The sequence below is a fragment of the Aurantibacter aestuarii genome, from assembly GCF_003008425.1.
In the GTDB taxonomy this organism is placed as follows: domain Bacteria; phylum Bacteroidota; class Bacteroidia; order Flavobacteriales; family Flavobacteriaceae; genus Aurantibacter; species Aurantibacter aestuarii.
Genome location: NZ_PXOQ01000015.1, coordinates 144,877 through 166,619 on the forward strand (window position 1 = coordinate 144,877; position 21,743 = coordinate 166,619).

A 21,743-nucleotide genomic window follows, 5' to 3' on the forward strand; every position below is an offset into this window, starting at 1 on the left:
TTAAGCGTTTTTAGTAATAATTTCTTTCGCTAAGCTTAAATAATTTTCAGCTCCTTTACTTGCAGCATCATAGTTTATAATGCTTTCTCCATAACTTGGCGCTTCGCTTAAACGTACATTTCGTTGTATAATAGTTTGAAATACCATATCACTAAAGTGCTTTTGTACTTCTTCTACCACTTGGTTAGATAAACGTAATCGGCTATCGTACATGGTTAATAATAAACCTTCATAATCTAATTGCGGATTATGAATTTTTTGAACACTTTTTATAGTATTTAATAATTTACCTAAACCTTCCAAAGCAAAATATTCGCACTGTATAGGAATTAAAACTGAATTTGATGCAGTTAAAGCATTTAGTGTTAATAGGCCTAATGAAGGCGCACAGTCTATTAAAATAAAATCGTAGTCATTAATTATGGGCTCCAATGCTTTTTTAAGCATATATTCTCTTTCGTCCATATCTACCAGTTCAATCTCGATAGCGACTAAGTCTATATGGGCAGGAATAACATCTAAATTAGGAGAACTGGTTTTAACAATAGCGTCTTTTGCACTTGCCGAATGTTCCAGTAACTGGTAAGTACCAATCTCAACTTGCTCTACATCAATTCCTAAACCAGAAGTCGCATTGGCTTGCGGATCGGCATCTATAAGTAACACTTTTTTCTCTAAAGCGCCTAAACAAGCGGCAAGATTAACCGATGTTGTTGTTTTACCAACACCACCTTTTTGATTAGCAACAGCTATAATTTTACCCATTAAATTGATTTCATTTAAAAGGTAAAAATACAATTATTTATGGGTTTATAAAATGGAAGTTGTTAACATCAATTAAAATTATTTTAGTCGCGGTACAACTTCAGAAATTAATTCGTTAAACACTGTGGCACCAACGTACCCATAACCTTTTAAATAATAAAAGTGAAAAGTAACATCGGGTAGAATTAACTTTAACTCTAACAAGCCTTTATAGTTACAAACGTTTGTTTTTAATTCTTTGTCCACTGAAACAATCTCATAACTAGCTAACCCATCAGCAGTTTTCCAAGTCATTCCTGGTTTTGGGTTTTTTGGCATGCGAATTGTTTCTTCTTCGCAACATGTTTCGTATTGATAGACTATACCTTTAGATTCACGTAATAATAGTGTATTAGTCGAACCATTTTCCCAAATTTGTTCGTACTCTAAGTAGGTTTTATCTTTAATTTTTTTAAACCCTTTAAAGTTTTCAATATAATGTGTGTTTTGCCATAGAATTACTTTTTTTCCCTGCCAAAGCATGAAAAATGGTTCATCTTTATCTCCTTCACAAAAAATCTGCCCTTCTTTTTGTGCAAAACCTTTAAGACAAAATAATATGGATATGAATAAGATGTATTTACTCATCTATTAATATATCTAAAATGGTAATTGCAGCATCACTAATTTTAGTTCCAGGTCCAAAAACCGCTACAGCTCCAGCTTCAAATAAATACTCATAGTCTTGTTTTGGTATAACTCCGCCAACAATAACCATTATATCTTCACGACCATAGTTTTTTAATTCTTCAATGACCTGAGGCACTAAAGTTTTATGACCAGCAGCTAAAGAAGATACACCTAACACATGTACATCGTTTTCCACCGCTTGTTTGGCAGCTTCTTGTGGTGTTTGAAAAAGTGGACCAATATCTACATCAAAACCTACATCGGCATAACCAGTTGCAACCACTTTGGCCCCACGGTCATGACCATCTTGCCCCATTTTTGCAATCATAATTCGTGGTCTTCTACCGTCTTGTTTTGCAAATTTATCAGCTAAGTCTTGTGCCTTTTTAAAACTGTCGTCGTCTTTTATTTCTTTACTATACACACCTGAAAATGATTTTATTTGTGCTTTATGTCTACTAAAAACCTCTTCGAGAGCATCGCTAATTTCACCTAAAGTTGCGCGTTCTCGCGCTGCATTAACCGCAAGGTGTAGTAAATTTTCTTTTTTGTCTTTAGCAGCTTGAGTTAACTCTTGTAAAGCTTCAGTTACTTTTTGAGTATTTCTATTAGCTTTTAAACGTTTTAAGCTTTCTATTTGCTGTTTTCTAACCGTTTGGTTATCTACTTCTAGAGTTTGAATTAAATCTTCTTGATCTAATTTATATTTATTAACGCCAACTATAATATCCTGACCAGAGTCTATTCGAGCTTGTTTTCTTGCTGCAGCTTCTTCTATGCGTAATTTTGGAATTCCTGCTTCAATAGCTTTAGTCATTCCACCAAGTTCTTCAACTTCTTGAATTAATTCCCAGGCTTTTTCAGAAATTTCTTTGGTCAAATGTTCCACATAATAACTACCAGCCCAAGGATCTACTGTTTTAGTAATTTGTGTTTCTTCTTGTAAATATATTTGCGTATTTCTTGCAATACGTGCAGAGAAATCGGTAGGTAACGCAATCGCTTCATCTAAAGCATTGGTATGTAAACTTTGAGTGCCTCCAAATGCAGCCGCAGCTGCTTCAATAGTAGTTCGTGCTACATTATTAAAGGGGTCTTGCTCTGTTAAACTCCAACCACTGGTTTGACAATGTGTTCTTAAAGCTAAAGACTTTTCATTTTTAGGATTAAAAGGCTTTACTAATTTTGCCCATAACATTCGAGCCGCTCTCATTTTCGCAATCTCCATAAAATGATTCATTCCTATGGCCCAGAAAAAAGACAATCTTGGAGCAAAAGTATCTATATCCATTCCTGCTGCTAAACCTTTACGGATGTATTCTAATCCATCAGCAAGGGTATAAGCCAGTTCTATGTCGCAAGTAGCACCAGCTTCTTGCATATGGTAACCGGAAATACTTATACTATTAAATTTTGGCATGTTTTTACTCGTATATTCAAAAATATCCGAGATAATTTGCATACTTGGCGTAGGAGGATAGATGTAGGTATTACGCACCATAAACTCCTTTAAAATATCATTTTGTATGGTACCAGATAATTGTTCTGGTTTTACGCCTTGTTCTTCCGCAGCCACAATATAAAATGCCATTATAGGAAGTACGGCGCCATTCATAGTCATTGAAACCGACATTTTATCTAAAGGAATCTGGTCAAAAAGCAGTTTCATATCTTCAACACTGTCTATAGCAACTCCAGCTTTACCAACATCTCCAACGACGCGTTCGTGGTCACTATCATAACCTCTATGCGTAGCTAAATCGAAAGCAACCGATAAACCTTTTTGTCCGGCAGCCAGATTTCGCTTATAAAAAGCATTACTTTCTTCGGCAGTACTAAATCCAGCATACTGCCTAATAGTCCAAGGTCGTATAGCATACATCGTACTATAAGGTCCTCTTAGGTTAGGAGCTATTCCGGCAGCAAAGTTTAAATGCTCTATATCTTTGATATCTTTTTTAGAATAATGCTTTTTAACTTCTATGTTTTCAGCAGTTTTAAAAATATCGTGCGATTCCGAAGATTGTTTGTGTTTAAGAGAATTTAATTTGATATGTTGAAGATTTTTCCTACTCATTTTATTTAATGGTTATGTCCTTCGTGTCCTGGCTGTTCTGCCTTAATTTGTGGCTTTATGGTTTGATTGGTGTTTGGTGTTTTATTAAAGTTTATAGTGCCATTTTGGGGCGTCGCATCTAGCTTTTCAACTAAATCTTTTTCCTCCATTTTAACTAATAACGGGTAATAGTATTTAAGCGCTAAAATTGTACTTATATATTTATCATTATAAAAATTTCGAGCTTCATTTTGAAATGTAGGTAATAATACATTGTCCCTTAAGCTATTTGCTTTTTTTAATGAGTTTAAGGATGTCCTTAAATTGTTATTTTTAATAGAATTAAACAAACAATTAGATAGGTCACTGTTTACATCAAATGTTTCATTTTTAAAAACACTACTTTGATTTAATGCCTTAGCTATTTCTAAACTATGAGGCGTAGCAAACTCATTTACTACAAATCTCTTTTGTATAATTTGGTTAATAAATGTGGTGTAGATTCTTGCTGTATTTCTGCCATCTTTATTAAAAGCGGCATTCAGGTTTTTCTCAAACTCATAAATGGCTTCGTTTACCAAAAGACTATCTGGAGAATCACATTTTACCATTGGAGCTTCACTACTATATTTATACTCTAATTGGTTTTTTTTGTTTTGATTACAGCTAGATAAAGTTAAAATAACAATAAGAATTAAGCTAAAAAATGGTGTTTTCATAATTAAATTTTAATTGTTTTACTCTTGTTTTAATCGTTCTTGTTCATAATTTTCTGAAATGCGTCGGGCAATTATGGGTTCTATTAAAGTCTTTCTAGGATTTTGCTTCACAAAAGGGTATAACTCCAATTGATCTTTCATAAGGTCTTCAGAGTTTGCAAATTTATTACTGCCTAATAGAACCAATTTCTTTTCATTAAACTGAAGCTGTTCTTTTTGAGCATTTTCTTTTATTTTTCTTTGAATAGTTCCAGAAATTAATTGAGTAATATAACCTCCTGAAGCCTCAATTTCTTTAAAAATAGCTAAACTTTTTTCGGCAAATTGATGTGTTAAATTTTCTATGTAATAGGAGCCGTCTGAAGCATTAGAAACCTCATTAAAATAACTTTCATGTTTTAAAATTAATAACTGATTTCTCGCAATTCGTTCTCCAAATGCATTTGATTTATGATAAATAGCATCGTAAGGTAAATTAAAAATCGTATTAGCATTACCTAAAATAGCACTCATACATTCTGTTGTAGTTCGTAACATGTTAGTGTTATAATCGTAAAGCGTTTTGTTTCTTGAAGTTGGTGTGGCGTTAATAAGTAGCTCCGCTTTTATAGAAAAATCTTCAAGTAAACTCTCACTCAACCACCTTAGCGCTCTTAGTTTCGCTATTTCAAAGAAGTAATTTGAACCTATTGCACAATTAATATGAATAGAATAGGATTGATTTTTTAGACTATCATCTTCATTAATAAGATTAAGATATTCTGTTAAGTGCCCTATAATATATGCCAATTCCTGTATATGATTTGCGCCTGCATTTTTATAAAGTGTTCCATTTACAGCAAAGGTTTTCGTAATTTTACAAATGGCTTTAAATTGTCTAAAGTCTTCCTCCTTAGATGAAAACCAATTTCCGTCTTTTACCAATTGGTATATGCAATCTTGAAGTAGGCTGATGTTTTTATGCTGAAAAAAAGTAGTGTATTTTTTTACGTAATCTTCAGATAAAAATAATGTTTCAATATGTATGTTTATTTGGTCTAGAGCGATGTCTTTTAATAACACCTCTAAATTAATGTTGTCGTTAGGTATAATGAATTTTATGGTTTCAGCCCCATTTTTTATTCCATTTAAAGTATTAAAATTGGACTTTTTTTCATCATTAACATAAATGACTTGTCCAATACTAAATGTGTCAGCATTTAATTCAGGTAATTGTAATTGTGCTAAGTCGTCTTGGTTATAGAAAGGTTTTACATGAATACCTTCATTAGATTCCCATAACAAAGTATCGTTATAATCTTTGCCTTTTAAATCAAACTGTATTTTCTGTTTCCACTCTTTAGTCGATACTTCGCTAAAATCTGAAAATAAATTAGAATTACTCATTAGTTTTAAGTTTTAAAGAATCTGTATATTCAATAATATAAATATCCTCATTGTCACGTTTCATATAATATTCTTCTCTTGCAAATTTTTCAATACCAAACTCTGTATTTAGTTTTTTAAAGGCTTTTTTGTCTTTTAGTATTTCTTCTTGATAAAATTCTTTTTCATCTTCTAACTCGTTAATTTCAGTATTTAAATCGTTATGAATTAAGAACGAATTGGCGTCCAAAAAAAGCATCCAGACTAAAAATAGAATGAATATAATTACATATATGTTTTTAAAATACTTTAACAAAGTTATTGAAGTCTTTCATTAATAATTGTTTTTACAATATCTACAGCCACTGTATTGTAGCGGTTATTAGGTACGATAATATCTGCAAACTCTTTGGTTGGTTCTATAAATTGAAGATGCATTGGCTTTAAAGTATCTTGATATCTGTTTAAAACTTCATCCAAGTCTCTACCACGCTCTGTGATATCTCTTTTTAAACGTCTAATTAAACGCTCATCACTATCCGTCTGTACGTAAATTTTAATGTCGAACAATTCTCTTAAGGCAGGATTGGTAAATACCAAAATACCTTCAACTATAACTACTTTTCTCGGCACTGTCTCAACCGTTTCACCAGTTCTGTTATGCTCAACAAAAGAATATATAGGCTGCTGTACTGTTTTTCCAGATTTTAATTCTTTTAATTGTTCTAGCAATAGGTCAAAATCTATAGAATTTGGATGATCAAAATTTATTTTGGTACGTTCGTCATAAGACAAATTAGAAGTGTCTTTATAGTAATGGTCTTGAGATAATACAGTTACTTCATTTTCAGGTAGTTCGTTAATAATTTGATTAACAACGGTGGTTTTACCACATCCAGTACCTCCAGAAATTCCAATAATTAGCATTTGTCCTCTTTTTTTGTGATTACAAATTTAAGATTAATAAATATATAATTTTTGTTTTAAACTTAAAATAAAAGTATATATTTGCACCTCTTAAAACAGTAATTGTTTTGAGAACAGATAACCATTTTCGGGGTGTAGCGTAGCCCGGTTATCGCGCCGCGTTTGGGACGCGGAGGTCGCAGGTTCGAATCCTGCCACCCCGACAAAAAGCTTCAGCATATCGCTGGAGCTTTTTTTTATGTGATGTCAAAAATTAATTACTTTTATACTTCACATTAAACAAACCACACGTATGTCTCAATTAAAAAGTAAAATAGGGCTGTTTTTAGGACCATTAGTATTCGTTCTTATTTTACTTTTTTTTCATCCAGAAGGCTTAAGTGCTCCAGCTAATGCTGTATTGGCTTCGGTAAGCTGGATAGCAATTTGGTGGATAACAGAAGCTTTGCCAATAGCTGTTACAGCATTGCTACCTATAGTTTTATTTCCTTTAACTAATGGTATGAATCTTAGTGAAACGACAGAGTCTTATGGTCATAAATATGTGTTTCTATATATAGGTGGATTTATTATTGCAATTGCAATTGAAAAATGGAAATTGCATAAACGAATAGCCTTACATATCATAAATGTAGTGGGCACAAACATGTCAAATATTATTCTGGGTTTTATGCTTGCAACTGCGTTTTTATCGATGTGGATTTCCAATACGGCTACTGCTGTAATGATTTTGCCTGTTGGAATGGCGATAGTAATTCAGTTAAAAGATAATCCTACAACCCTACAAAATGAAACCTCTATTTTAGGTAAAGCACTAATGCTTGCAATTGCTTATAGTGCCTCAATTGGTGGTATCGCAACTTTAATAGGTACGCCTCCAAACCTTGTTTTTGCTGGTATAGTTAAGCAAACCTATAATGTAGAAATTTCTTTTTTACAGTGGTTTAAATTTGGAATAGTTATCAGTACTGTTTTATTAGTAATATGTTGGTACTATTTAACTCGAATAGCTTTTGATTTTAAAGGAAAAACTTTTCCAGGTGGAAAGGCAGAGATAAAAAGGCAGATAAAGGAATTAGGCCCAATTACTTTTGAAGAAAAATTGGTTTTAATTGTGTTTGGAACTACTGCGTTTTGTTGGATTACTAGATCTTTTCTTTTACAAGGATGGTTACCTGAAATAGATGATACTATTATAGCAATAGGATTTGCATTAGTATTATTTCTATTACCTTCTAAACAAAGCGGTACAGCACTTTTAGATTGGGAAGATGCCGTAAAATTACCATGGGGTATTATTTTATTATTTGGAGGTGGAATGGCCTTAGCACTTGGGTTTGAAACCAGCGGTTTAGCTGTTTGGATTGGAAACCATTTGTCTGCCTTAGGTAATTTACATTTGTTTTTATTGTTACTTGTTTTAATTACAGCAGTTAATTTTTTAACGGAAATAACATCTAATTTAGCAACTACAGCAATGCTATTACCTGTTTTGGTTTCTATAGCAACTGCAGTAGGATTGCATCCTTATTTTTTATTGGTAGGTGCAACATTAGCGGCGTCTTGTGCATTTATGCTTCCAGTAGCAACGCCGCCTAATGCAGTAGTATTTGGTTCGGGTTATATAAAAATAGAGGATATGGTAAAAAAAGGATTTGTTTTAAATCTTATCTCTATCATAATAATAACCGTTGCTGTATATTTTATATTGCCTTTACTCTGGGACTTAGAACCATTTAAAATATAGTCCTGAAGCAATTACGGCAATTACCAAAATAACAAGCATAATGGCAACAAAAGTAGTTGTCTTTTTTGTTTTCGAATCTTTCTGGAAAATATAATTTCTAGTTTCGTTTTCTTCTTCTTTTACAAATTTCATAAGGGTTGATTATTTATTAATTAATACTGTTTTTACGTTTAAAAATTCTAACATGCCTTCTTTACTAAGCTCACGTCCATAACCGGAAGCTTTGGTGCCGCCAAAAGGTAGTCGTGGATCTGACTTTACCATAGAATTTATAAAGAAGGCACCGTCTGGAATATCAATAATTTTTTTTCTAGCAGCTTCAATATTTTCAGTAAATACCATTGTGCCTAATCCAAATCTAGAATTAGTGGCAAGAGCATAAGCTTCATCTTCATCTTTTACTTTAATAATAGCAGCAACAGGTCCAAAAGTTTCTTCTTTAAATACCGACATTTCTGGACTTACATTAGTAAGTATAGTTGGTGCAAAATACGCATCTAAGACATCGTTACCAAATAAAACATGGGCACCAGCTTTAACTGAAGAGTCAATTTGTTGTTTTAAAGTCTCAGCTAAATCAGGTCTAGCTAGTATACTAATTTTTGTATCGTTTTCCTCTGGATTTCCAATTTTTAGTGCTCTTACTTTTTTGGTAAATTGATCAATAAATGAATCATAGATACCTTCGGTTACTATAAATCTTTTGGCAGCTATACAACTTTGCCCAGTATTTTGAAATCTTGCAGAAACCATTTCATCTAAGTATTTATCCAAATCGGCATCACTTAAAACAATACAAGCATTATTACCACCAAGTTCTAAAACTGTTTTTTTTAAGAGATTCCCGCACTGCTCAGCAATACTTTTTCCTGCTTTTTCGCTACCAGTTAATGTAACTGCTTTAAGTTTATCATTTTTTATAAGTTCTTCTATAGTCTCATGTGGAGCAACTAAGGTTTGAAAAACATCTTTAGGGTAACCAGCTTCAATAAAAATATCTTGTATGGCTAAAGCACAACCTGTCACGTTAGATGCATGTTTTAGTAAAGCTGTGTTTCCAGCAGTTAAGTTTGGTAGAGCAAATCTAAAAACTTGCCAAAATGGATAATTCCAAGGCATAACTGCAAGTATGGTTCCTAATGGGTCGTAACTAATAAAACTTTCATAGGCTTCTGTTTCGATAATGTCGTCACTTAAAAAAGATTCGGCATTTGCAGCATAAAAATCACATAAAGACATACATTTTTCAATTTCGGCGATGCTTTCAGAAATAGGTTTTCCCATTTCCTGAGTCATTAATAGAGCAAAATCATGTTTTTTAGCCTCAAGAATTTCAGCTACTTTATATAATAATTCTGTTTTTTCTTCTATTTCTACAAGTTTCCACTTTTGAAAAGCTTTATCAGATTTATCTAAAGCTTTCATGACATCTTCTTTAGATTGAACTTGATAAGTTTTAATGTTTTTAAGTGTATATGGATTTACTGTAGTTACTGAATGACTCATAAAATTGATTTTATATTGTGACTATCGTAAAATTCTATAATTATTTGTTAGGTTTTTAAGTTTTTAAAGGGTTTAACAAATTATTATCATTCATTTAAGTCCAATTTAAGAGTATTAGAGAAGCTAAATGTTAATTTTACATTAGGGAAAATTAATAGTGATTTTCTTTAAATTAAAAAAAACAACAGTTATGAGCAATAATGGAAACACAACTTTAGGATTATTATTAGGTGCAGCTGCGGGAGCGGCTTTGGGAATTTTATTCGCACCAGATAAAGGAAGCGAAACTAGAAGAAGAATTTCTGAAGAAGCTAATTCAACAAAAGATAAGATTGCTAGTTCTGCTACAGAATTAAAAAATACTATCGCTGAAAACGCATCTGCTTTTAAAGATAGTGCTTTAAATACATTTGGAAATAAAAAGCATACAGTAGAGCAACATATTGACGCATTAATTACTGAAGGTAGTTATAAAGCAGATGATGTGATTACAGGCTTAGAAAAGAAATTGGCAGATTTAAAAGCTAAAAATAAGCGTTTACAAAAAACATCATAATCTATGAGTGTTTTTGAAAATTTGCATAACACAACAGATAAAGCTACAGATCTTGGTGAGAAGTATATAAAGACTTCTCGCCAATATTTTAGGCTTAAAATATTTCAGCAGGTTAGTTTTTCAATTAGTCTATTCGCAAAACTATTTGCTATAGGTAGTCTTTTATTTATAGCCTTTTTATTTTTAGCAATTTATTCTGCTTTAGCCATTGGGAGTTTATTTAATAATCCCGCATATGGTTTCTTAATCGTTGCAGGTATTTTTATCCTATTAGGATTACTAATGTATCTTCTTAGAAAATCTTTGGAAACTTTAGTAATTAGAACTTTATCAGAAAAATTCTTTAATTAATATGAAAATTTATAATTCGTTTGAAGAGATTGAGCTTGAGCTTAGGCAATTGGAATTAGAGAAAAATATTACTCTTGAAGAGCTTAAAATGATAAAGCACGACCTAAAAGAAGATTTACAGCCTATACAATGGTTGCAAACCGGCGCGAAATACGCTGGAAAATTTGGTATGCTATATTTTATAAAAAAAATCTTTAAATAAAATCTAAAACAATCAACCACCATGAAAAACATTTTTGAAGCCATTAGAGCAGACCATGATGTACAAAGAAATCTTTTAGAGAAACTTGTGGATACTTCTGGTAAAACCGAATCTAGAGAGCATATTTACAAGTCATTAAAAAAACAGTTGGATGCTCATGCTATAGCAGAAGAAAGACATTTTTACAAACCATTAATTTCTAATGATATGATGCAGGAACATGCAAGGCATGGCATTGCAGAACATCACGAGATAGATGAGTTAATCGAGCAATTAGACGAAACAAGTATGGAGTCGTCTGCTTGGTTAAAAATAGCTAAAAATTTAAAGGAAAAAGTAGAACATCATTTAAAAGATGAAGAGCACTCGTTTTTTCAGATGGCAGGTAAAGTGTTTAATGAATCACAAAAAACAGAGTTGGCAAATGAATATTCCAATTCAATGAAAAATAATTTATAATGGTATAAATGAAAACATTTGAAAATACCATTTATAATCAAATTCTTTTAGAACCCGAAAAGGTAATAGAAGAATTTGATTTAGTTTATATCTATCCTGAACAACTTCAAATAAGACGAGAGAAAAAAGGAGAAAAATTTATTTATTTAAAACTAAAGTCAATTATTAAAACTAAAAAAGTTTTAAAAAGAATTCAAACTTTAGTTATTCCTCCTGCATGGCAAAAAGTTAAAATATCTCATATAGAAAACGGACATCTTCAAGCTGTAGGAAGAGATGCCAAAAACAGGCGACAATATAAATATCATCCTAAATGGAATGAAATTAGAAATCAAACTAAATTTTTTAAGCAATTATATTTCGCCTATCATTTACCTAAAATTAGAGCACAAGTAGATAAAGATTTAGATCAGGATAACTGGACACAAACTAAAGTATTAGCATTAATAATAAGACTTTTAGAAGAAACCCACATTCGTGTTGGAAACGACCAGTATGCTAAAAGAAATAAAACCTACGGTTTAACAACCTTACGTAGTAGACATGTTAAGACCTATAAAGACAAAATTAAATTTGAATTTGTTGGAAAAAAAGGAAAAGAGCATTCGGTTACACTTCGAAATAAAAAACTTACCAAATTAATAATGCAATGTGAGGAAATACCAGGTTGGGATTTGTTTAAGTATTATGATACAGATGGAGACAAACATCAAATTAATAGTTCAATGCTAAATGATTATTTAAAATCTATAACTGGTAGTGTTTTTACTGCAAAAGATTTTAGAACATGGTCTGCATCCAAAATTGCATTTGAAACCCTTTTACATTGCGATGCTACAATTGATGAAGAACAAAAGAAAAAAAATATTTTAAATTCTTATGATCAAGCAGCGAAAGCTTTAGGTAATACAAGAGCTGTTTGTAAAAAATATTATGTACATCCCGCAATTATTGAAGCATATCAAGACGACTCGATAAAGCCGTTTTTTAAAATGTCACAGAGTGTAGTTGATGATGATTATTTAAACCATAATGAAAAAGCATTAATAAAACTTTTAGAAGCTTACAAACCAATTGCTTAATTTGTTAAAAGTTAATAAACTAATTCTATTTCTTCTTAATTATATCTTAATATCAATATAAAGTCGTTAAAAACTCCTAAAACCATCTTAAGCTTAACTTAAACATAATGATTTCTGCATTTTGTAATAGTATCTTTAAACTATAATTAAAATACTAACCTAAAAAATCAATATTATGTTAAGATGGACAATCACATTCGTAGTAATTGCAATAATCGCAGCTGTGTTAGGCTTTGGTGGAATTGCAGGAGCATCAGCTGGAATAGCTAAAATTTTATTTTTCATTTTTATAGTGCTATTTATTTTATCACTAATAAAAGGTGGATTTAAAAGATAATTTATCAAAACTAACCAACAATTAAAATTTAACTAACCATTAAATTAATCAACCAAACCAATATTAATCAATTAAAACTAATACCATGAAAAAAGTAGCCTTAACATTTGTAATGTTGTTTGCTGTTGCAACAGTATTTACAAGCTGTAGAGAAGAATCTACAGGAGAAAAAGTTGAAGATGCAGTAGAAGATGTTGCAGATGATGTAGAAGATGCTGTAGATTAATTCTACACATTTTAAAATTGCTATGAAATAGAGAATTTACCAAATTATTAATAACCGAAAAAAACTAAAAGCTATGAAAACTTACACAGAAGAAGTCGGACAAAAATTAAACGCCTTATTAGAAAAAACTTATGATGCTGAGAAAGGATTTAAAAAAGCAGCAGAAAATGTTGAAAATCCTGCGCTTAAGAACTATTTTCAAACCAAAGCACAACAAAGATATGACTTTGGTCATGAGTTAAAATCTGAGATTAAATCTTACGGACAAGACGTAGATAAAGGTGGAAGTTTAACAGGTACTGCTCATAGAGCATGGATGGATGTTAAAGCTGCATTTTCTACAGAAAACGAAGAATCTATGTTAGAAGAAGCTATTAGAGGAGAAAAAGCTTCTGTTAATGAATATCAAGAGGTTTTAAACGAAACCGCTTTACCATCTACTACCCAAAACATTTTAGCCTCTCAAAAGTCTAAAATTGAAAGTGGATTATCTACTATTAAAACATTAGAAGATTTAAGTTAAACTATTTAAATGTTCTAATAAGAAAAGACCGCAATTGCGGTCTTTTTTTTGTTTAAATAATAAAATTATTTTTTTCGCTCATCTATACCAGCACTTGGATCTTCAATAAACTTTAAAGCTTCCTGAGCATCTTGTATTAAGTAATATTTGTTTTCATGAATGACTACTGGATGATTTAAAACTTGAGGTGTTTTATTTAAAATCTTAATCCAATCGTCTTGAGAAAAATTAGCAGTTTCTTTTTCATTAAATTCCAGATCAGATAAGTTTACATCAATCAAATTTCTAATTGGAATATTTAATTGGTCACTAATTGTTTTCCATTGCGTTCCTGTTACGTTTGTTTTAGTAACATCTATAGCTAGTAGCTCTTTATCAGAATCGTTTAAATAGGCATATACTTTTTTGCCAAGTTGACTTTCTGAACTATAATATAAATTGATCATGTTTTTATGTGTGTTTATTATTGACATCTTATAGGATTTGGTTAGTAAGTTAAATTTAAGACTTGTAATTTATAATAATCTTTAAATTTCGTTAAAAGTAAAAATCTCGTTTCATAGTTTTTTATAATTAATAGATAATAACTTTTGATAATTCTTAAGTAATCTTACTCATAAAATTGATATTTTTGCTATAAAATAAAGAATTATGTCTCAAAATATAGAACACGTAAAATGTTTAATTATAGGTTCTGGACCTGCAGGTTATACTGCCGCTATTTATGCTGCCAGAGCTAATATGAATCCCGTATTATATCAAGGGACTCAGCCAGGAGGACAATTAACAACAACTAATGAGGTTGAAAATTTTCCAGGATATCCCGATGGAATTACTGGACCTGAAATGATGATTCAATTACAAAAACAAGCCGAACGTTTTGATACCGATGTTAGAAACGGTTGGGTTACCAAAGTAGATTTTTCAGGATCTGTACATAAAGTATGGATTAATGATGAAAAAGAACTTCACGCAGATACGGTAATTATTTCTACAGGAGCAAGTGCAAAATATTTAGGCTTAGAGTCTGAACAAAAATATTTAAAACTTGGTGGAGGAGTTTCTGCTTGTGCGGTTTGTGATGGTTTTTTCTATCGTAATCAAGAAGTCGTTATTGTTGGAGCAGGAGATAGTGCTTGTGAAGAAGCGCATTACTTATCGAAATTATGTAAGAAGGTTACTATGTTAGTTCGTAGAGATGAATTTAGAGCATCTAAAATCATGGCAGAACGTGTGAAAAAAACCGAGAATATAGAAATATTATTTAATACAGAAACCGAAGAGGTTTTAGGGGATGGACAAGTAGTTACTGGTGTTAAAGTTAAAAATAACCAAACTCAGGAATTTAAAGAAATTCCAGCAACTGGATTTTTTGTAGCTATAGGACACAAACCTAACACCGATATTTTTATGGATTACATTAATTTAGATGAAACAGGTTACATTAAGTATGAAAAACCTGGAACATCTAAAACAAATGTAGATGGTGTTTTTGTTAGTGGGGATGCAGCAGATCATGTCTATAGACAAGCCATAACAGCAGCAGGAACTGGCTGTATGGCAGCCTTAGATGCAGAACGTTATTTAGCAGCTAAAGATGCAGATTTTGAAGTAGCTACATCTACTTACAATTAAAAGAATAATTAAGTATAAAAAAACCGAAACATGTGTTTCGGTTTTTTTATTTATTACTATGGCTTATTAGACCTATAATTTCTTTTTATATAAAATAGCTTCATCTGCAAATTTCTCTAATTCTATTTTTGGGTTGCCATAAATAGATACCTCACTGGTTCCTTCTGCAGAAAGTTTTAAAGTCTCATTAACTTCAATATTAATTTTAGCTCTGTTATTAGCGGTTACTATAGCGTTTTTAGTTGTAAAACGTCTACCATCAAATTCACAAGAATTATCTACATGAAGTTCTAAATTATTTGTATCTCCTTCAATATCAGCTTCTGCACGTTGCAGCATATCTATTTCAATAGTATCTCCCGTGGTTAAAGCTTCTAATTTACTATTGTCATTTAATTCTAAAGCAATTTGTTTTGCGGTAACATTTAATTTTGCACTAGAATCGTCGTTATGTGTTATTTTAAACTTATCGGCAGTAACGGTTAAAAAAACTTTAGATTCATTTTGAGTTACTACGGTTAAATCATTAAATTTTAGTGTAATGTCCGAGTGAACTTCAGCTTCATTTTTTAGCATAATAGCTTCCAGAGCATCTGTATAAAACACGGTAATTTTTAAAGTTTTATAAGAGGCAATACGCATAGTGGTTTTTATAGTCATTTCGCCATCATAATTAGTTACCGCAATAACATCTATTAAATTGTCGTCTGCTGTAATTTCTATAGCAGGTTCATCACTTCTTAAAAGACGTACTTCAATATCGTCTCCTAAAACCAAGCGATTAAAAGAATCTATAACTTTATAACTTTTTACAACCTCGCGGCTACCTTTAATTTTTTCTTTTGTTTGTGCGTTTAAAGCCATGCTAACAAATAAAAGCATGGTTAATGTGAATACTATTTTTTTCATTGGTTATTATATTATGTTGCAAATATAAACAAAAACCGTCCCAAACGTTTTAAAGTAAGAGACGGTTTTAAAAGATCAAAAAATTAAGCTTTGTTAGATTAAAATATTAACTATTGTTTCTACAATAAAAGTTACTAATGCTACCATGATTAATTATTTTTAGAATTAACCTTAACAGCCTTATCATTAATATCAATCTTTAAATTTTCTGAGTTTGATTTTATTCCTGAACTATCAATTATTAACTCCAAATTATTATTTGATGTTTTTAGGCCATCAGAATTAATTTTAATTTTTCCATTTTCACCGTTTATATTCACGTCAATTTCAAAATCATCATCATTAAAATCTTCATCCTCAACCGGACAATCGTTACAAATAAATTCATTTTTAGCGACTGTTAAATAATGTTCTTCAAAACCATTATCTAACATATCATTATAATACCTAGAATTATTGCGATGGTATTGATATGTATTTTCTTCAGCAAAAATAACACTTCCAACTGGCATATATAAAGTAACGGTAACTCGCTGGTCTTTAGGCTTACTATTGTTAGTTAATAAAAAGTAATTGTCTAATAGTAATTCGTTGTTATTTATTTTGAAATTATAAGCTATATTTTCAGCTCTATCTTTAGCTTCTTCATAAGTAAAACCGTTGCCAGATTTTTCAATTTTTAATTTAGCAATACTATCTCTAGTGGATTTTACTATAAGTCTTATGTTTTGAGAGTATATTTCTCTTTGCCCGTTTTGATTGGTTACACTTTCAAAATCACTATCTCTATAAAACGTGTCACTATAATTATCATTATAAGTCATTGCTAAACGTAAAGTATCTGTGCTCTTTATTTGTTCTAATAGTACGGTTTGAGATAATTTAGCTTTTTCCTTGTAACTCATACCTTGTCTTACGCCTAAATAAATTAGCCCAATTAAAGAGGCAAACCAGATACCTAATAAAGCATATTTTGCTGTTCTACCAATAGATTTTGAGTTTGGTACTACCATTTTTAAACCTAAGTAGAAAATAAAGAAGGCAAATATTCCTATAAAAAGAAATATTATTAAACTTAAGAGCCATATAGGTGTAGCAGAATTTATAGATAAATCTACAAAGTCTATACCTGGCATATGTACCGATTTAACAATACCTACAGTTAAAAGGCTAATAAGCGTTCCAATAACCATACTTATACCTGTAAACATTAAAATAACCCCTATAAATTTTGCAAATACTTTTACCACAAAAACAACAATGTTTCCTATAGTGTCAAAAAAGTTCGTACTTGTGTTTTTTAGGTGTGTATTTCCTTTGGCGTTTTTAAAAGAACTTGAAATACTATCACTTACATGATCAAAACCTTCTTTTAGTTTGTCTCCATGTTTTTGAAAATCTACATTTTTTATATTATCTGAAACGTTTTCAAATCCGTCACGAATTTTTTTTTCAATATTACTTATCGTTACAGGCTCACCTGTCATATGTAATTTATCGGTTGTAGTTTTTGCCTCAGGAACAAATATCCAAAGTAAAATGTAAACTAAGAATCCTGTACCAAAACCAAATACTAAAAGAATCCAAATTAATCTTACCCAAATGGCATCTATACCAAAATAATGACCTAAACCAGAGCTTACTCCACTTATGTATGAGTTTTCGGTATCTCTAAATAGTTTTTTAACGGTAGAACTTTTCTTGTAATGAGTTTTTGGTTCATCTTCAAAAATATCATCATCTACTAAGTAGTCTTCAGGTTGTCCCATAATGGCAATAACCTCTTCAACTTCCTTTAAGCCAATTACTTGATTACTTGTTTTAATACGTTCTGTAAAAAGTTCAGCTATTCTTGCTTCAATGTCACTTACAATTTCACTTCTACCTTGAGAATCTGTAAACGAACGTTTGATAGATTCTAAATAGTTTTGTAATTTGTTATAAGCCTCTTCATCTATATGAAAAAATAGACCTGCTAGATTTATGTTGACTGTTTTATTCATTTTAGTTAGATTTTGTATTAGTGACCATGTTTACAGCGTGTCGTAACTCGTCCCAAGTTGTGGTTAGTTCTTTTAAAAATAATTGTCCGGTTTCTGTTAATCCGTAATATTTTCTTGGAGGACCAGAAGTCGATTCTTCCCAGCGGTAATTTAATAATCCCGCATTTTTAAGTCTGGTAAGTAAAGGATAAATAGTACCTTCTACTACAAGCAGTTTTGCGTCTTTTAAAGTATCCAGAATTTCTGCAACGTAAGCATCGTCGTCTTTAAGGACAGAAAGTATGCAGTACTCTAAAACACCTTTTCGCATTTGTGCTTTTGTGTTTTCAATTTTCATGTATAGGTGTTTTTATTAAAATCATTAATAAGATGTATTATGTTAATTAAACTATATAATAGTTGCTTATGCAAATATATGTTTAAAAAAAGGTATTATGCAATACAAAGTACTTAAAATTAACAAAATATTAACAATTATAGCTAATTATATTTTAACTATTTTAGCCGAAATAAAACAAAAACTATGAAGCTTACACCTAGTAAATTAAACACTTTTACCCTTTATAAATTACCCGCTGCGTTTATTTGTGGTGTAAGAACTAAAATCTTAAATGATGAGCAATGTATCACTACTGTGAAGCATAAATGGATAAATCAAAATCCATTTAACTCTATGTTTTGGGCAGTTCAAGGTATGGCAGCAGAGTTTTCAACGGGTGCTTTAATGATGTCAAAAATTCAGAGCTCGGGAAAGAAAATTTCTATGTTAGTAACTTCTAACAACGCAACATTTACAAAAAAAGCGACAGGTTTAATTACGTTTACTTGTAATGACGGGCTTTTAGTTGACGATGCTATTAAAAAAAGTATTGAAACAGGAGAAGGACAAACGATTTGGATGAAGGCTGAAGGAAAAAACAAGGATGGCGTTGTAGTGTCTACATTTAATTTTGAATGGTCATTAAAAGTGAAGAGTTCTATATAAATTGGGTTTGTTAATAATTAGTTAATAAAATGATAAAAGTTTAAATATTTTATCTAAAAAATGATTATATTTAAGTGAATTTAAATCCTGTTGCATATAGTTAAAACTTTACTCTTTAATTTTAAATCTAAATTATTATGGCAAGAGCAATGTTCGAGTACACAAAAATGGTACTTAGCAAGGTTAGTTTTGATTCAAATTTATTTTATATAGAAGTAGAAAAGGCATTTAAACGCTTACTGCCTTATGAAATTGAAGAATTAAAAATATATATTAAATCTTTAGCTTTTTATAACCCAGAGCTAAATCAAAGTTTACATTTATTACAATAAAAAAAAGCCTCTAATTTTAGAGGCTTTTATTATTTTGACAGTGGACTTATAATCTGAACATTCTGAAATGCAATTGCACCACGAATAATTGAGGCTATATTGTCTTTTAAGGCATTAACAATTTGCATTTTCAGCTCACTTTTATGAAAAATTAAACTCACCTCACGTGCTGGAGAAGGTTCTGTAAAATAATGTAAGTTGTTTTTTTGCGATTTATTAAGCTCTAAAGTATGTAAATAGGGCAGAAGTGTCATCCCCAAATTTTCATCAGATAAGCGGATTAAAGTTTCGATACTTCCGCTTTCCAATTGGAACGTTTCATCATGTTGTGTCTTAAAAGCTTTACATAAATTAATAACTCCATCTCTAAAACAGTGTCCATCTTCCAAAAGTAACATGTCCTCTAAATCTAAATCTGATACATCTATAGTTTTTTTAGATTTCAAACGATGGTTTTCAGGGATGTAGGCTACAAATGGTTCATAATATAACACGCGCTCTTTAATTGTTTCGCTTTCTAAAGGTGTTGCAGCTATTGCGGCATCTAAATGACCTTCGTTTAATCGAGACATAATTTCTTCAGTGGTTAATTCTTCAATTTTAAGTTTAACCTTTGGAAATTTCTTAATAAAACTTTTTAAGAACATTGGTAATAGCGTTGGCATAACCGTTGGAATAATTCCAAGTTTAAATTCGCCGCCAATAAAACCTTTTTGTTGGTCTACAATATCTTGTATTCTGTGAGACTCATTAACAATATTTTTAGCTTGTGCAACTATACGTTTACCAACTTCAGTAAGCTCTATAGGTTTTTTACTTCTATCGAAAATTAAAATATCCAACTGGTCTTCCAGCTTTTGTATTTGCATACTTAAAGTTGGCTGGGTTACGAAGCGATGTTCCGCAGCTTTTGTAAAATTTTGGTGCTCTGCAACTGCTAAAACGTATTCTAATTGTGTAATAGTCATTATGATAGGTTTAGACTATAAAAATATGAAAACTATAAGAAATCACTATGCTTAATAACATATAAATTTTTATAAAAGCCCTCTAGCTTTTATTTCAAGATATTTATTAATAGTATCGATAGTAAGTTTTTCTGGAGTAGTTAAAATACTATAGATTCCATATTTCTTCAATTCGTTTACAATAAGCCTTTTCTCGAACGCAAATTTTTCAGCAATTACTTTATCGTAAGCCTGTTGAACCGTTTCGGCTTTTTGGTCTATAAATTGATTTAATTCGGTGTTTTTAAAAAAGATGACAACTAATAAGTGATTTTTAGACAGACCTTTTAAATAGGGTAGTTGACGGTTAAGACTATCAAGCGTTTCAAAATTGGTATAGAGCAATAGTAAACTCCGGTGAGTTATGTTACGCTTAACATTAGCGTACAATTGTCCAAAATCACTTTCTTTAAAATTAGTTTTAACATTGTAAAGCGTTTCTAAAATTAAGTTCATTTGGGACGTTCTACGTTCTGCAACCACTCTGTTTTCTACTTTATTAGAAAAAGTAAACAAACCTGCTTTATCCTGTTTTTTTAAAGCCACATTACTAATTACTAATGCCGAGTTTATGGCGTAATCCAATAAAGTTAAGCCGTTAAAAGGCATTTTCATAACTCGCCCTTTGTCTATAATGGCATAAACAGGTTGCGATTTCTCATCTTGAAACTGATTAACCATTAACTGGTTTCGTTTGGCTGTAGCTTTCCAGTTAATAGTCCTTAAATCGTCACCCAAGACATAATCCTTAATTTGCTCAAATTCCATAGTATGTCCTAAACGCCTAATTTTTTTTACACCATATTGGTGTAAATTATTAGTCATAGCCATTAAATCGTATTTACGTAACTGGATGAAACTTGGATAGGTAGGAACCATGATGTCGTTATTAAACCTATAACGTTTAGCTATTAAACCAAACGGCGTTTTGGTGTAGACATTTAAATGGCCAAACTGATATTCGCCACGTTCGGTTGGTCTTAATTGATACGTAAGTTGAAGCTCCGATAAAGGCTTCATTTTTTTGTCTATTTTGAAATTCCTTACCTGAAATTGCTCAGGAATTTCATCTATAACCGAAACAAATAGAGGAATGCTATAGTAATTTTGAAGCTTAACTGAGACTTCGTTTTGGTCGCCATTAGAAAATTTTTCTGGAGTATTCCTAGAACCCGTAAGTCCTTTTTTAGACGAGTAAAGGACTAATAGATCCAAAACTACTAGACCTAAAAGAACCACAAGTAATAAGCTTGTAATATCTAACAATACAGGAACGATAAAACTTAGCACATACAAAATAATAAGACCAATACAGACGTAAAAAAATCTATTTTGTATGTAAAGGCTTTTAAGTTGTTTCATTTATTTAAGTTAAATCGTTT

Annotated in this window: 26 protein-coding genes and 1 tRNA gene; 13 read left to right on the forward strand and 14 right to left on the reverse strand. The window is 31.0% G+C overall.

All coding sequences use genetic code 11. The annotated features are described in order from the left end of the window. The 7 genes from C7H52_RS11980 to udk form a co-directional block, all read right to left on the reverse strand. Window positions 1-765, reverse strand: coding sequence for a ParA family protein (locus C7H52_RS11980; RefSeq protein ID WP_106464144.1), 765 nt, complete (start codon window positions 763-765; stop codon window positions 1-3). A 78-nt stretch (window positions 766-843) separates the two neighbouring features. Continuing rightward, window positions 844-1,392, reverse strand: coding sequence for a hypothetical protein (locus tag C7H52_RS11985; RefSeq protein ID WP_106464145.1), 549 nt, complete (start codon window positions 1,390-1,392; stop codon window positions 844-846). Next, on the reverse strand, window positions 1,385-3,511 hold the full coding sequence (gene scpA, locus C7H52_RS11990; RefSeq protein ID WP_106464146.1) for a methylmalonyl-CoA mutase: 2,127 nt from the start codon (window positions 3,509-3,511) through the stop codon (window positions 1,385-1,387). Before scpA ends, C7H52_RS11985 begins: the two co-directional genes overlap by 8 nt. Window positions 3,512-3,516: 5 nt before the next feature. Then, entirely contained in the window at window positions 3,517-4,209 is a 693-nt protein-coding gene (locus tag C7H52_RS11995) for a hypothetical protein (protein ID WP_106464147.1), read from the reverse strand. 18 nt (window positions 4,210-4,227) lie between these two features. Beyond that, window positions 4,228-5,595: a methylmalonyl-CoA mutase subunit beta gene (locus tag C7H52_RS12000; protein WP_106464148.1), complete on the reverse strand. Its 1,368-nt coding sequence runs from the start codon at window positions 5,593-5,595 to the stop codon at window positions 4,228-4,230. Beyond that, window positions 5,588-5,890 (reverse strand): FtsB family cell division protein, encoded by a 303-nt coding sequence (locus tag C7H52_RS12005; protein WP_106464149.1) that lies wholly within the window; start codon window positions 5,888-5,890, stop codon window positions 5,588-5,590. Before C7H52_RS12005 ends, C7H52_RS12000 begins: the two co-directional genes overlap by 8 nt. A 2-nt stretch (window positions 5,891-5,892) precedes the next feature. After that, window positions 5,893-6,501 carry a uridine kinase gene (udk, locus tag C7H52_RS12010; protein ID WP_106464150.1) on the reverse strand — a complete coding sequence of 203 codons (609 nt, stop codon included), beginning with the start codon at window positions 6,499-6,501 and terminating at the stop codon, window positions 5,893-5,895. A gap of 128 nt (window positions 6,502-6,629) precedes the next feature. Here udk and C7H52_RS12015 point away from each other — a divergent pair. Continuing rightward, window positions 6,630-6,704, forward strand: a tRNA-Pro gene (locus C7H52_RS12015). 89 nt (window positions 6,705-6,793) lie between these two features. Further along, a complete protein-coding gene (locus C7H52_RS12020; protein WP_106464151.1) occupies window positions 6,794-8,248 on the forward strand; it encodes an SLC13 family permease in 1,455 nt (484 codons plus the stop codon). A gap of 141 nt (window positions 8,249-8,389) precedes the next feature. On the opposite strand, the gene C7H52_RS12025 is transcribed toward C7H52_RS12020, so the two are convergent. Then, entirely contained in the window at window positions 8,390-9,754 is a 1,365-nt protein-coding gene (locus C7H52_RS12025) for an NAD-dependent succinate-semialdehyde dehydrogenase (protein WP_106464152.1), read from the reverse strand. Window positions 9,755-9,944: 190 nt separating this feature from the next. On the opposite strand from C7H52_RS12025, the gene C7H52_RS12030 reads away from it, so the two are divergent. From C7H52_RS12030 to C7H52_RS12060, 8 genes are all read left to right on the forward strand, one after another. Then, complete coding sequence (locus C7H52_RS12030) at window positions 9,945-10,310, forward strand: YtxH domain-containing protein (protein ID WP_106464321.1); 366 nt, start codon at window positions 9,945-9,947, stop codon at window positions 10,308-10,310. Between the two features lie 3 nt (window positions 10,311-10,313). Then, window positions 10,314-10,661: a hypothetical protein gene (locus tag C7H52_RS12035; protein ID WP_106464153.1), complete on the forward strand. Its 348-nt coding sequence runs from the start codon at window positions 10,314-10,316 to the stop codon at window positions 10,659-10,661. Between the two features lies 1 nt (window position 10,662). Beyond that, the gene (locus tag C7H52_RS12040) at window positions 10,663-10,863 is read left to right on the forward strand and encodes a hypothetical protein (RefSeq protein WP_106464154.1); all 201 of its coding nucleotides are present in this window, start codon (window positions 10,663-10,665) and stop codon (window positions 10,861-10,863) included. 21 nt (window positions 10,864-10,884) lie between these two features. Next, window positions 10,885-11,322, forward strand: coding sequence for a hemerythrin domain-containing protein (locus C7H52_RS12045; protein WP_106464155.1), 438 nt, complete (start codon window positions 10,885-10,887; stop codon window positions 11,320-11,322). An 8-nt stretch (window positions 11,323-11,330) separates the two neighbouring features. Beyond that, window positions 11,331-12,404, forward strand: a complete 1,074-nt coding sequence (locus tag C7H52_RS12050) for a DNA topoisomerase IB (protein WP_106464156.1) — start codon at window positions 11,331-11,333, stop codon at window positions 12,402-12,404. A gap of 175 nt (window positions 12,405-12,579) precedes the next feature. After that, the gene (locus C7H52_RS12055; RefSeq protein WP_106464157.1) at window positions 12,580-12,741 is read left to right on the forward strand and encodes a DUF1328 domain-containing protein; all 162 of its coding nucleotides are present in this window, start codon (window positions 12,580-12,582) and stop codon (window positions 12,739-12,741) included. 85 nt (window positions 12,742-12,826) lie between these two features. After that, window positions 12,827-12,967, forward strand: coding sequence for a hypothetical protein (locus C7H52_RS13485; RefSeq protein WP_181256241.1), 141 nt, complete (start codon window positions 12,827-12,829; stop codon window positions 12,965-12,967). Between the two features lie 73 nt (window positions 12,968-13,040). Then, a complete protein-coding gene (locus tag C7H52_RS12060) occupies window positions 13,041-13,490 on the forward strand; it encodes a ferritin-like domain-containing protein (protein ID WP_106464158.1) in 450 nt (149 codons plus the stop codon). 65 nt (window positions 13,491-13,555) lie between these two features. On the opposite strand, the gene C7H52_RS12065 is transcribed toward C7H52_RS12060, so the two are convergent. Next, a complete protein-coding gene (locus C7H52_RS12065; protein WP_146130053.1) occupies window positions 13,556-13,936 on the reverse strand; it encodes an arsenate reductase family protein in 381 nt (126 codons plus the stop codon). Between the two features lie 205 nt (window positions 13,937-14,141). On the opposite strand from C7H52_RS12065, the gene trxB reads away from it, so the two are divergent. Beyond that, window positions 14,142-15,125, forward strand: a complete 984-nt coding sequence (gene trxB / locus C7H52_RS12070) for a thioredoxin-disulfide reductase (protein ID WP_106464160.1) — start codon at window positions 14,142-14,144, stop codon at window positions 15,123-15,125. A 72-nt stretch (window positions 15,126-15,197) separates the two neighbouring features. Here trxB and C7H52_RS12075 read toward each other — a convergent pair whose 3' ends face one another. The 3 genes from C7H52_RS12075 to C7H52_RS12085 form a co-directional block, all read right to left on the reverse strand. Then, window positions 15,198-16,034 (reverse strand): GIN domain-containing protein, encoded by an 837-nt coding sequence (locus tag C7H52_RS12075; protein ID WP_106464161.1) that lies wholly within the window; start codon window positions 16,032-16,034, stop codon window positions 15,198-15,200. Between the two features lie 149 nt (window positions 16,035-16,183). Beyond that, window positions 16,184-18,037, reverse strand: coding sequence for a PspC domain-containing protein (locus C7H52_RS12080; RefSeq protein WP_106464162.1), 1,854 nt, complete (start codon window positions 18,035-18,037; stop codon window positions 16,184-16,186). Between the two features lies 1 nt (window position 18,038). Continuing rightward, window positions 18,039-18,374, reverse strand: coding sequence for a PadR family transcriptional regulator (locus C7H52_RS12085; RefSeq protein ID WP_106464163.1), 336 nt, complete (start codon window positions 18,372-18,374; stop codon window positions 18,039-18,041). 186 nt (window positions 18,375-18,560) lie between these two features. Here C7H52_RS12085 and C7H52_RS12090 point away from each other — a divergent pair, with 186 nt between their 5' ends. Beyond that, window positions 18,561-19,022, forward strand: a complete 462-nt coding sequence (locus C7H52_RS12090) for a DUF4442 domain-containing protein (RefSeq protein ID WP_106464164.1) — start codon at window positions 18,561-18,563, stop codon at window positions 19,020-19,022. Between the two features lie 137 nt (window positions 19,023-19,159). After that, window positions 19,160-19,354, forward strand: a complete 195-nt coding sequence (locus tag C7H52_RS12095) for a hypothetical protein (RefSeq protein ID WP_106464165.1) — start codon at window positions 19,160-19,162, stop codon at window positions 19,352-19,354. Window positions 19,355-19,383: 29 nt separating this feature from the next. Here C7H52_RS12095 and C7H52_RS12100 read toward each other — a convergent pair whose 3' ends face one another. Both C7H52_RS12100 and C7H52_RS12105 read right to left on the reverse strand, forming a co-directional pair. Continuing rightward, window positions 19,384-20,322: a LysR substrate-binding domain-containing protein gene (locus tag C7H52_RS12100; protein WP_106464166.1), complete on the reverse strand. Its 939-nt coding sequence runs from the start codon at window positions 20,320-20,322 to the stop codon at window positions 19,384-19,386. Window positions 20,323-20,391: 69 nt separating this feature from the next. Further along, window positions 20,392-21,723: a DUF58 domain-containing protein gene (locus tag C7H52_RS12105; protein ID WP_106464167.1), complete on the reverse strand. Its 1,332-nt coding sequence runs from the start codon at window positions 21,721-21,723 to the stop codon at window positions 20,392-20,394. Window positions 21,724-21,743: the final 20 nt, after the last annotated feature.